Origin of the sequence: Pseudomonas edaphica, from assembly GCF_005863185.1 — a bacterium.
Lineage (GTDB): Bacteria > Pseudomonadota > Gammaproteobacteria > Pseudomonadales > Pseudomonadaceae > Aquipseudomonas > Aquipseudomonas edaphica.
In genome coordinates this window covers 1-11,347 of record NZ_VBVZ01000165.1, presented here as the reverse complement: position 1 = coordinate 11,347, position 11,347 = coordinate 1, and the positions used below count along the sequence as shown (strand labels likewise).

Annotated in this window: 11 protein-coding genes; 6 read left to right on the top strand and 5 right to left on the bottom strand. The window is 59.7% G+C overall.

The window, feature by feature from the left end; genetic code table 11:
* A partial coding sequence (locus tag FEM54_RS13205) for a DMT family transporter (RefSeq protein WP_138451289.1) occupies positions 1–841 on the top strand: 841 nt, incomplete at its 5' end.
* A gap of 245 nt (positions 842–1,086) precedes the next feature.
* Positions 1,087–2,163 (top strand): 4-hydroxyphenylpyruvate dioxygenase, encoded by a 1,077-nt coding sequence (gene hppD / locus FEM54_RS13200; RefSeq protein ID WP_017135508.1) that lies wholly within the window; start codon positions 1,087–1,089, stop codon positions 2,161–2,163.
* Positions 2,164–2,219: 56 nt separating this feature from the next.
* Here the strand turns inward: hppD and rarD are convergent, their stop codons facing one another.
* Complete coding sequence (rarD, locus tag FEM54_RS13195) at positions 2,220–3,101, bottom strand: EamA family transporter RarD (RefSeq protein WP_138451287.1); 882 nt, start codon at positions 3,099–3,101, stop codon at positions 2,220–2,222.
* Between the two features lie 342 nt (positions 3,102–3,443).
* Between rarD and FEM54_RS13190 the strand changes: the two genes are divergently transcribed.
* Positions 3,444–4,688: a hypothetical protein gene (locus FEM54_RS13190; RefSeq protein ID WP_138451285.1), complete on the top strand. Its 1,245-nt coding sequence runs from the start codon at positions 3,444–3,446 to the stop codon at positions 4,686–4,688.
* 50 nt (positions 4,689–4,738) lie between these two features.
* Here FEM54_RS13190 and FEM54_RS13185 read toward each other — a convergent pair whose 3' ends face one another.
* Both FEM54_RS13185 and FEM54_RS13180 read right to left on the bottom strand, forming a co-directional pair.
* Entirely contained in the window at positions 4,739–5,746 is a 1,008-nt protein-coding gene (locus FEM54_RS13185) for an aldo/keto reductase (RefSeq protein WP_017135511.1), read from the bottom strand.
* Positions 5,747–5,827: 81 nt separating this feature from the next.
* The gene (locus FEM54_RS13180; protein WP_138451283.1) at positions 5,828–6,730 is read right to left on the bottom strand and encodes a LysR family transcriptional regulator; all 903 of its coding nucleotides are present in this window, start codon (positions 6,728–6,730) and stop codon (positions 5,828–5,830) included.
* A gap of 101 nt (positions 6,731–6,831) precedes the next feature.
* Between FEM54_RS13180 and FEM54_RS13175 the strand changes: the two genes are divergently transcribed.
* Entirely contained in the window at positions 6,832–7,536 is a 705-nt protein-coding gene (locus FEM54_RS13175) for an SDR family oxidoreductase (protein ID WP_138451281.1), read from the top strand.
* A gap of 94 nt (positions 7,537–7,630) precedes the next feature.
* Here FEM54_RS13175 and FEM54_RS13170 read toward each other — a convergent pair whose 3' ends face one another.
* Together FEM54_RS13170 and FEM54_RS13165 are read right to left on the bottom strand one after the other, a co-directional pair.
* On the bottom strand, positions 7,631–9,097 hold the full coding sequence (locus FEM54_RS13170) for a sensor histidine kinase (RefSeq protein WP_138451279.1): 1,467 nt from the start codon (positions 9,095–9,097) through the stop codon (positions 7,631–7,633).
* Positions 9,094–9,804, bottom strand: a complete 711-nt coding sequence (locus tag FEM54_RS13165) for a response regulator transcription factor (protein WP_017135515.1) — start codon at positions 9,802–9,804, stop codon at positions 9,094–9,096. Before FEM54_RS13165 ends, FEM54_RS13170 begins: the two co-directional genes overlap by 4 nt.
* Before the next feature lie 289 nt (positions 9,805–10,093).
* Here FEM54_RS13165 and msrB point away from each other — a divergent pair, with 289 nt between their 5' ends.
* Together msrB and FEM54_RS13155 are read left to right on the top strand one after the other, a co-directional pair.
* Positions 10,094–10,594 carry a peptide-methionine (R)-S-oxide reductase MsrB gene (msrB, locus tag FEM54_RS13160; RefSeq protein WP_138451277.1) on the top strand — a complete coding sequence of 167 codons (501 nt, stop codon included), beginning with the start codon at positions 10,094–10,096 and terminating at the stop codon, positions 10,592–10,594.
* Positions 10,595–10,632: 38 nt separating this feature from the next.
* On the top strand, positions 10,633–11,347 hold a 715-nt coding region (locus FEM54_RS13155), incomplete at its 3' end, for a cytochrome c biogenesis CcdA family protein (protein WP_276614537.1).

Genomic DNA, 11,347 nt, shown 5'->3' with positions numbered 1-11,347 from the left:
CTATCTGGCCCATCAAGTAGACCCGCTGCTGGCCGCCAGCCTGCGGTTTATCCTGGCCAGCCTGGCGCTGCTGCTGTTTATGCTGTGTGCACGCATCCCGCTGGCGCGGCCACGTCCCCGGCAACTGCTACGTCTGGCAGTGCTGGGTTTTTTCGGGATCTTTTTCTACAACCTGTGTTTTTTCTACGGCCTGCAGTACATCAATGCCTCGCGCGCTTCGTTGATCGTGGCGTTGAATCCGGCCGTGATCGGCCTGGCTTCCTGGTGGTTGTTCAAAGAGCGCCTCGGCGCTGCCAAGGTGCTGGGCATCACTTTGTGCCTGGCCGGCGCTGCGGCGGTGATCGTCAGTCGTAACCCGCAACTGCTGCAAGGTGCATCGAGTACCTGGCAGGGCGACGTGCTGGTGTTTGGCTGTGTGCTGGGGTGGGGGATTTACTCGTTGTTTTCCCGCGCGTTGAATCAAAGCCTGGGGCCGTTGCAAACCGTCACGTGGTCAGTATTGCTCGGTACCCTGATGCTGACACTGGCCACCGCGCTCACCGGACGCTTCACCGTACAAGGGGTCGTCAGCCTGCACTGGCCGCAGGTTGTGAGCCTGTTGTATTTGGGTGTGCTCGGCTCCGCGCTGGCGTACATCGGCTATTACGATGGCATCCGGCGTATCGGCGCGACCCGCGCGGGCGTGTTCATCGCGCTTAACCCGCTGACGGCGGTGATCTGCGGCGCGCTGCTGCTCGGCGAACAACTGACGTTACCCATGGCGCTGGGTGGTGCGGTGATCCTGTTGGGCATCTATCTGTGCAACAAACCCCTTGCGCAGCCCAGGGCAATAGGGATTTGATGAGAGTGCGGACAAATACTGTTACGCTGTGTAGAATCGATTTACGCATACAAGAATATGGACTTGCGCTCACGCAAGCCTCGGCCGTCAGAGACTGATGTAATCATGAAGCTACTCGGCTCCCCCCTGATCTTTGGTGACTTCCTCGCCCGCAGCGTGCGGGGTCTTTCGTGCGCGCCACCCTGCAACCTCATCCTTGCCTGTAATTGACTGCTTGCTACTTACAAGAATGATGAGGTGCCGAAATGGCCGACCAATACGAAAACCCGATGGGCCTGATGGGCTTTGAATTTATTGAATTCGCATCGCCGACTCCAGGCACCCTGGAGCCGATCTTCGAGATCATGGGTTTCACCAAAGTCGCGACCCACCGCTCCAAGAATGTGCACCTGTATCGCCAGGGCGAGATCAATCTGATCCTCAACAACCAGCCCGACAGCCTGGCGTCGTACTTTGCCGCCGAACACGGCCCGTCGGTGTGTGGCATGGCGTTCCGCGTCAAAGACTCGCAGCAAGCCTACAACCGCGCACTGGAACTGGGCGCCCAGCCGATTCATATCGAAACCGGCCCGATGGAGCTCAACCTGCCGGCCATCAAGGGCATCGGCGGTGCGCCGCTGTACCTGATCGACCGTTTCGGTGAAGGCAGCTCGATTTATGACATCGACTTCGTGTACCTCGAAGGTGTCGACCGCAATCCGGTAGGAGCAGGCCTCAAGGTCATCGACCACCTGACCCACAACGTGTACCGCGGCCGCATGGTCTACTGGGCCAACTTCTACGAGAAACTGTTCAACTTCCGTGAAGCACGCTACTTCGATATCAAGGGTGAATACACCGGCCTCACGTCCAAGGCCATGAGCGCCCCGGACGGCATGATCCGCATCCCGCTGAACGAGGAATCGTCCAAAGGCGCCGGCCAGATCGAAGAGTTCCTGATGCAGTTCAACGGCGAGGGCATCCAGCACGTGGCGTTCCTCACCGAAGACCTGGTCAAGACCTGGGATGCGCTGAAGAAGATCGGCATGCGCTTCATGACTGCGCCGCCGGACACCTACTACGAAATGCTCGAAGGCCGCCTGCCAAACCACGGCGAGCCGGTGGACCAACTGCAGGCGCGCGGTATTCTGCTGGACGGCTCCTCGATCGAGGGCGACAAACGTCTGCTGCTACAGATTTTCTCGGAAACCCTGATGGGGCCGGTGTTCTTCGAATTCATCCAGCGCAAAGGCGACGATGGGTTTGGCGAGGGCAACTTCAAGGCACTGTTCGAGTCGATCGAGCGTGACCAGGTGCGTCGTGGTGTACTGACCACCGACTAAGCACAAAAAAGCCCGGCCGAGGTTAACCCCCGGCCGGGCTTTTTATTGCCTGCGCATCAGGCTTTGCGATGACGCAGCAGATGCTTGAAACCTTCATACACCAGCACCATCACCGCCAGCCAGATCGGGATATACGTCAGCCACTGGCCGCCCTTGATGCCTTCGCCCAGCAACAAGGCCACGAACAGTAGCAACACAGGCTCCACATAGCTGAGCAAGCCGAACAGGCTGAAGGCCAATAAGCGGCTGGCGATGATGTAGCTCACCAGCGCCGAGGCACTGATCAAGCCCAGCATTGGAATCAACGCATAGAGCTTGGGGTGCAGCTCGAGCACGGCAAAACCTTGTTCACCATGCTGCACAAACCACCAGGCCACCGGCAGCATCAGCGCCATGTCCAGCCACAAGCCACCCAGGTGATCGGTGCTCAGGTATTTGCGTACCACGAAGTAGATCGGGTACCCAATGATTACCACCAGCGTGGCCCAGGAAAAACCACCGGCCTGGTACAACTCATTAAGCACCCCGAGCGCGGCAAAAAATACCGCGATCTGCTGCAAGCGCGACAAGCGTTCGCCGTAGACCAGGCGCCCGGTCAGCACCATAGTCAGTGGCAGCAGGAAATACCCCACCGACACATCCAGGCTGCGCCCGTTCAACGGTGCCCACATAAACAGCCATAACTGTACGCCCAGCAGGGCGGACGACAGCACCACGCCGCCGATCAGCCGCGGCCTGGCCGCCAGCATTCGCAGCAACTCCCACACGCGCCGCCATTCACCGCTGACGATCATGAACACCGTCATGCACGGCACGGTCAGCAGCATGCGCCAACCAAAAATCTCCAGGCCGCTCAAGGGCGTGAGCAGCGAGGTGAAGTAATACATCACGGCAAACAACACCGAGGCCAAGACCGATAAAACAACACCTTTAGACACACTGTCCTCGCGAAAGCTGATTTTACAGAAGAAGGGGAACTTAGGTGGGGAATATAGGGTTCGTGACACTCTTTGTCACGCCGATTACAACATTTTAATGGAACACCTTCCTACCCCCGTGCCACACAAGTATGACTTTTCGCGGCTAGCATGACTGCGCTTTGTTTTGCATGGAAAGTTTTGCATGGCTTATTAATGCTCTGCAAAAAACATCAACTAATGGAAATAAGTTAGTAAGCGCGACTTTGGTGGGCGTCATCACTGCGTGATGATAACCATGGCTCTGGCAAGGAGTGGTTCAGAGGGTTGCAGACTAAGACATTAGATAATGAGGTCCACCCTATGCATGGCATTTCCCCCTATTATGGTTCTTCACCTGCTACCTTCAACGGCTTGCCCGGTATTATAGGCAGGTTCGGCGAAAGCGTTGCGTTTCCGAAAGGTGACACACCGTCATGGAAAAAACTTGAAATCTATAAGACTTTTTTCGAGTCGGTCGCCAGAGATAACAACAGCGGCGTACTCACGGCGGACGGTAAGGAATTACTGGACGCGGTTGCCTCTCCAGATACTTCTAAACAACCTCGCGTCAGTGCTTATTGCTTCAACGTGGGTCCTTATTCGGCCAGGGACAGTTTTATTGTCAAACGCGAACCGATCGTGCAGGGCGCCGTGAATTTTGTATTGTGGATGCCGGAGAAGGACTTTAAATCAAGTTATGAGTTTAACAGTTATCAGGCAATCGACGATTTTCTGAAAAGTTTACCGAAAAAGACTGACGCCTTTAACGCGTTTCTTGCCCATTTTGTCGACAAGACAGCGACTTCCCCTGTCAGAACAGCAGTACAGGCGCGTGCATCCGCAACGCAAGGCAGCGCACCCAATATGCTGATAGGACCAGGCCAGCAGATCGTAGGGAATGTGTTTGAGCACTTGGATCGAACCAGTGAAAACCCTACGACAATCAGGTTTGTCAACGGGCTTGTCAATCAGCAATTGGAATCGGTCGATCACGGCAGGCCGACCTTTAGCGGCGTGCCGCCCAATGGAGAGAAAGTGGTCTATCGGTACGACTTTCACGGCAACTTGCTGGGTTCGGGTGACAAGGGGAATTTTTACTTCCTTAAAAATGGCGCCCATAGTCAATTGCCACTGGTTCCCATCACATTGCCACAACTGCGAGAACTCGTCTTCAGGGGCAATGGTGACCTGAACTCTGTGGTCAACGCCTTCGCCAATTTTCTAGAAAGTCCATTTTCCGGGGTCTCAACGCTCCTGCAAGCGCTTGGAGTCGACAAAGCAACTGCCGATACCGTCGAACGCGGCCTGGATAACCCCGTCAATGCCGTGTTGCTTTTCTTGAATAAGAACAACGATATCGGCAGAGTATTCGGTCTGCCAAAAAGTGAAATGAACGCGATACTTACCAACTTTGCGACTGCCGCTCAGGGGTTTGTGCCTGGCTATGGTACTTACAGATCTGTCGCCGCCGTGCTGGCGAAGATATTAAAACAACAACCTGTGACACAAGAAGAGGCCAGAGAAGCCGCCCATGGGTTAGGTGTAAAAGCGGATATAAAACTATAACTCGGCAACCAACAAACCCGCCCACACTGGCGACGGTGGGCGGGGTATGACTACCGACTAATACGCCCTGACACAAAATGGCTCACGTCATTAAACCCCGGCGTAGACGAATGCCCTGGCGTCACCAGCGAGTCAATAAACGCCTCATCTTCTGCCGTGATCTTCACCGCCAGCGCCCCGGTATACGCATCCCACTGCGCCTCGGTACGCGGCCCGACAATCGCCGAACTGACCGCGGAGTTGTTCAGCACCCAGGCAATTGCAAACTCGACCATTCCCACACTCCGTCCTTGGGTGTATTGCTGAATCTGCTGGGCAATGCGCAATGACTCCACCCGCCATTCGGTTTCCAGGATACGCTTGTCCTGGCGCGCCGCACGGCTGCCGGCTTCGGGCGTCACGTCGGGGGCGTATTTGCCACTGAGTACGCCACGGGCCAGTGGGCTGTAAGGCACCACGCCCAAGCCATAGGCGGCTGCAGCGGTAAGTTGCTCGACCTCGGCCTGGCGGTTGACGATGTTGTACAGCGGCTGGCTGATGATCGGCTGGTCGACCCCCAGACGCTCGGCCACGCGAATCACTTCGGCGATACGCCAACCACGGTAGTTGGACAGGCCCCAATAGCGGATCTTGCCTTGGCGGATCAGGTCGCCAATCGCCGACACGGTGACTTCCAGCGGCGTGTCGTGGTCCTCGCGGTGCAGGTAATAAATGTCCAGGTAGTCGGTGTCCAGGCGCTTCAGGCTGGCTTCCAGTGCATTGAACATGCGCTTGCGGCTCAAGCCGCTGCGGTTGGGCAGGCCGTCCACCGGGCCAAAGCCGACTTTGGTGGCCAGCACCCAATCCGAACGGTGGCGGGCAATGGCCTCGCCGACGATTTCCTCGGAGCGCCCACCGGTGTAGACGTCGGCCGTGTCAATGAAATTGATGCCCTGGTCCCAGGCCTTGTCGATGATGCGCAGCGAGTCTTCCGTGTTGGTCTGCTCGCCAAACATCATGGTGCCCAGGGTTAGTGCGCTGACCTTCAACCCGGACTGGCCCAATGTGCGGTAAATCATGCAAAGCTCCTCATGGCAGGGAAACGTTACCCATGCAATACCAGACTCGACGGCTCTGGAACAAGCCCTGCGCGCGTTTCTTCATACACTCAGCAAGGTCTGGCAGCGCTGCTGTAAAAAACCATGCAGCACTTTCACCCGTTCCGACACTTGCAGGCGATGTGGGCACATCAGGTTGAACGGCGTGGGCTCGCCTTGCCAGTCGGGCAGCAGCGGCACCAACCGCCCAGCCTTGATATCGCCGGCAATATCCAGGTTGGCCTTATAGGCGATGCCGTGGCCTGCCAGCGCCCAGCGCCGCACGATTTCACCGTCATCGCTCAGGTAATCACCCGACACCTCGACCTCCTGCAGCAAGGCGCCTTGGCGAAAGTACCAGGTGCTATTTGCCTGCCCACGGCGCATGTAGCGCAATGTACTGTGCTGCGCCAGGTCGGCTGGCGTGCGCGGTGTGCCATGGCGCGCCAGGTAGTCGGGGCTGGCGCAGGGGATACGATGGTGGCCGGGTACCACGGGCAGCGCCACCAGGCTGGAATCCCTCGGCACACCAAAGCGCAGGGCAATGTCGACGGTGTCGCGGAACAGATCCGCGTTACTGTCGTTGAGCAGTAGCTGCAGGCGGATCGTCGGGTGCGCAAGCTTGAACTCATCCAGCCAGCCGAGCAGTACATTGCGGCCGAAGTCCGAAGGTGCTGCCAGTTGCAATAACCCACTCAAGCTCTGGCCCTGTTGCTTGATCGCCTGCTCGCCTTCGGCCAGCGCTTCGAGGGCTACGCGCACGCTGTCAAGGTAGCGCCGGCCTTCTTCGGTCAGGCGCATGCTACGCGTCGAGCGGGCGAGCAAGCGGATGCCCAGCCGGGTTTCCAGGCGCTTGAGCGCAATACTTGCCGCCGCCGGGGTGAGGTTGAGGCTGCGCGCCGCCGCCGACAGGCTGCCGGTGTCGGCGGTGCGCACGAACACTTCAAGGTCCAGGGTCGAGCTCATTTGTAAAAATCCTTTAAAGATCTTGTCGTTTTACCGGGATTTTTCGCCGATTGCCAAGCTGAGAAGATCAACGCTCACTTTTTTAGCCAGGTAGTAACCCCATGACATCTTCCCTCAGCGGTAAAACCGTTATCGTGATCGGCGGCAGCAGCGGCATCGGTGCCGCCGTGGCCAAGGCCGCCAGCGCCCGTGGTGCACATGTGGTGCTGGCCGGGCGGCGTTTGACCTCGGGTGTCGAAAACGCTGTGCGCAGCGAACCGGTCGACGTCACCGACAGCACCTCCTTGCAACGTTTGTTCGAGACGGTCGGGCGTTTTGACCACTTGGTGTTTACCTCCGGCCCGTCAGTGCGGGCAAAACCGCTGGTCGAGACCGATCTGGACGAGGCCCAGGACAATTTCAGCGTGAAACTCTGGGGTGCATTGCGTGCGATTCAGCAAGCGCTGCCATTTTTGGCAGAGCACGGCAGCATCAGCCTGACCTCGGGCCAACTGGGCCGTAAGTTGATGGCGGGGCAGTTCATCAAGACGGGTATCAATGCTGCGACTGAAGCGCTGGGCAAGCAGCTCGCAAAAGAGTTGGCACCACGGCGCGTCAACGTGATCAGCCCAGGTGTGATCGACACGCCGGCGTATGCGGGGTTGGCAGAAGAGCAACGCCTGGCGATGTTCGCCAAGGCCGGCACGGCGTTGCCAGTGGGGCGAGTCGGGCAGGCGGATGAAGTGGCGGCGGGTTATGTGCTGGCCATGGAAAATGGCTTTGTCACCGGCGCGGTAATTGATATCGACGGCGGAGGCCTGCTGTAAACACTGAGCAAAAGTGTAGGGCTGGTTCGCAAAGGGCGCAGGCAGTGCAAAAAAGGTATGGCGGCACAGGCCGCCATGCCCGCCTAGTCGCAAGTCAACGCGTTGAGGCTCGGGTTTCCAGGCAGAACCTGAACGTCGCGCCGTGCCCTGGGCGCTCCACCAGTTCGATACTGCGCCCATGCAGTTGCAGAATGCGGTGCACGATGCGCAAGCCCAGGCCGCCATCGCGGCGCGCGCCGCCGATGGTGAAGGCGCGCAGGAACAAGCCTTCGCGCAATTGGGCTTCGATTCCGGGGCCGCTGTCGCTGACCATGACCGCTACGGCACCGGTCTCGGGCGCCAGGATCACCTCGACTTCTCCATTCACCGGCGTATGGCGCAACGCGTTGTCCAGCAGGTTGGTGAGCACCCGTTCGATCAGGCCCAGGTCGGCCATCACCGTCGGCACCTGGGGCGGCAGGGTGGCGATGAGGGTGATGGCGCGGGCTTCAGCGGTCAGTTCGAATTTCTGAAAGATATCTTGCACCAGGTCCGGCAGCGAGAAGCCTTCTATCACCGGCTGCACAAAACCGTGCTCCAGGCGCACCAGTTCCAGCAGGGACTGGGCCAGGCCGCCGACTTTACGGCTCTGGTCCAGCGCAATGCCCAGGTAGCGCCGGCGTTCTTCGGGGCTCAGGCTCGCATCCTTGAGCGACAGGGTTTCCAGGTAGCCATGCAACGACGCCAATGGCGTGCGCAGGTCGTGGGAAATATTGGCGACCATCTCCCGACGTTCCTGGTCTTGATGGGTGATGGCGCGCCATTGCTCGCCCAAACGGTTTTCCATCTGCACGAAGGCGTGGTCGAGCACGGCGATTTCATCGCCGCTGTTGAGTTCGGGAACAGCCGTTTCGGCGGCTTTCGGCGCGCCGTTAATGTCGAACTGGCCGACCTTGTCGGTCAGTTGGCGCAGTGGCCGGGTGATCCAGGCAAAGGCGATCAGGCCCGCCATCAGGCAGAGCAGGGCGACCAGACCGATGGACCACAGGGCGATCTTCAAGGCCATGCCGGTGGCGTCCTTGGCGTCGTACACATCATGGGCTTCGCCCAGCAGCACCACATACAGAAAGCCGGTTTGCTGGCCGTTGGCCTTGAGCGGCGCAGCACTGAATACTTTGCGCCCGTCGACGCTGCGCGGGTCATCGCCAAGGATCGGCAGCATGGCACCGCTGAGAAAACGTCGGACCGGCGCGAGGTCCACATGGTCACGCAGCAAATGCCCGCTGGGTGCGGCGTTACCCACCACACGGCCGTCAATATCGAGCAAGTACACCTCGACACTCGGGTTAACCAGCATCAGTTGGTTGAACAGGTTGCGCACGGCATCCGGCTTGAGGCCGTCGGCGTCCATCAGTTGGGTATCGCGGGCAATGTGCGCCGCCAAGTCACGGGACAGGCCTTGCACCACTTCCAGTTCATGCATGTGGTTGGAACGCACCTGCAGCCAGGCCGACGTGCCGCTGCAGATCACCAGCAACACGGCAAACACCACCGACAGGCGTTGGGTCAGGGTCAGCTTCATGCGGCGCTCTCGGCGAATTTGTAGCCACGGCCCCACACCGTGAGGATGCGCGCCGGGTTGGCCGGGTCGACCTCGACCTTGGCGCGCAGCCGGTTGATATGGGTGTTCACGGTGTGCTCGTAGCCCTCGTGGCTGTAGCCCCACACGGCGTTGAGCAGGTCCATGCGCGAGAAGACTTTACCCGGCTGACGGGCAAAGAAGTACAGCAGGTCAAATTCGCGCGGCGTGAGGTCCAGGCGCTGGCCTTGCAGGGTGGCGTCACGGGTCAGCGGGTTGATGAACAACGCGCCCAGCTCAAGGCTGCCGGCGTCCATCTTCAGGTTGCGCGCCATCGCGTCCACCCGGCGCAACAGTGCCTTGACCCGCGCCACCAACTCCGGCATCGAGAACGGCTTGGCCAAATAGTCGTCAGCACCCAACTCCAGGCCAAGGATGCGGTGCAGTTCGCTGGAACGCGCGCTGGTGATGATGATCGGTGTGTAGCGCGCCATGGCACGGGCACGGCGGCAGATCTCCAGGCCGTCGACGCCGGGGAGCATCAGGTCGAGGATCAGTGCATCCCAGCCACCTTGTTCGAGCAGGCCCAGGCCCTCGGTGCCATCGGCGCTGTGCACCACCTCGAACTGCTCGTCGCGCAGGTGCAGGCAGATCAAGTCGGCAATATGGGCATCGTCCTCGACCACCAGGACGCGTTTGGGCTGATCCATATAAGAAAACCTTCGCTTGTAGTCCGCGCATTGTGCGGCTTTTGCCACAGTGTAGTTATCACGAATTGTTTAACTCTGCGTGAGGATTTCGCGACCGGCCAAGGCTCAGGATGGCGACATTGCAAGTGCGCTGTTGTGGCGAGCGAGCTTGCTCGCGCTGGCTGCGTAGCGGCCCCAAAAAAGCGGGAGCGCTGCGCACTCCAACGCGGGGCAAGCCCGCTCGCCACAACAAGCCCGCTCGCCACAGTTGCACGCTCGCCATGAATGCCTATGGGTTGAGGAGAATCGTATGTACTCACGTCGACAAATGCTGCTGGCCGGTGGTGGCCTGGGTGTCGCCGTCCTGGCCGGTGGCCTGCTGAAACAGCTCAGCATGGTCACCGAAGTCGAAGCGGCCGAGACCTTTGAGGTCAGCCATACCGAGGCTCAGTGGCGCAGCCTGCTGACGGCTGAGCAATTTGACGTGCTGCGCGAGGAGGGCACCGAACGCCCTTACAGCAGCACACTCAATGATGAACACCGTGCTGGCACCTTTGCCTGTGCCGGTTGCGCATTGCCGCTGTTCTCCTCGACCACCAAGTTTGACAGCCACACCGGCTGGCCAAGCTTCTGGCAGCCGCTGGACAACGCGGTCGCCAGCCACGTCGACACCTCGTATGGCGTGGTACGCAAGGAAATTCATTGTCGCCGTTGCGGTGGCCACCAAGGGCACGTTTTTGACGATGGCCCGGCGCCCACAGGCCTGCGCTACTGCATGAATGGCGTCGCCATGACGTTCACGGCGGCTTAAGCCGATGTCCATTTTTAATTCGTATAAGGGTCGATTCCATGTGGCTGCTGGTTCTCGCGTATCTGGGCGGCGTGCTGACAATTGTCAGCCCGTGCATCCTGCCTGTTCTGCCTTTTGTCTTCGCTCGCACCGGGCAGCCGTTTATGCGCAGTGGCTTGCCGCTGTTAGCGGGGATGGCGGTGACGTTCGCCCTGGTGGCCTCACTGGCTGCGGTGGGCGGCGGCTGGGTGGTGCAAGTCAATCAATACGGGCGTTGGCTCGCGTTGCTGTGCGTTGCCCTGTTCGGGCTCACGCTGTTGCTGCCGAAACTCTCGGAGCGACTGACGCGGCCATTGGTGGCCGCCGGCAGTCGTTTGTCGGAGGCCGCCGGGGCCGATGCCAAACCGCGTCCGGGCGCGTCGTTCCTGATCGGCGTGGCCACCGGTTTGCTCTGGGCGCCTTGCGCCGGGCCAATCCTGGGGCTGGTGCTGACCGGCGCCGCGCTGCAAGGGGCCAGCATCGGCACTACCTTGCTCTTGCTGGCCTACGCCGCCGGGGCTGCCACCTCCCTGGCCTTGGCCTTGCTGGTCGGCGGTAAAGTCTTTGGCTTGATGAAAAAATCCCTGGGCGCCGGCGAATGGCTGCGCCGTGGCCTGGGTGCGCTGATGCTGGCCGGTGTGGCCGCCATCGCCTTGGGCCTGGACACGGGCGTGTTGTCGCGCTTGTCGACCGCCTCTACCGGTGGCCTTGAACAAATCCTGGTCGACACACTAA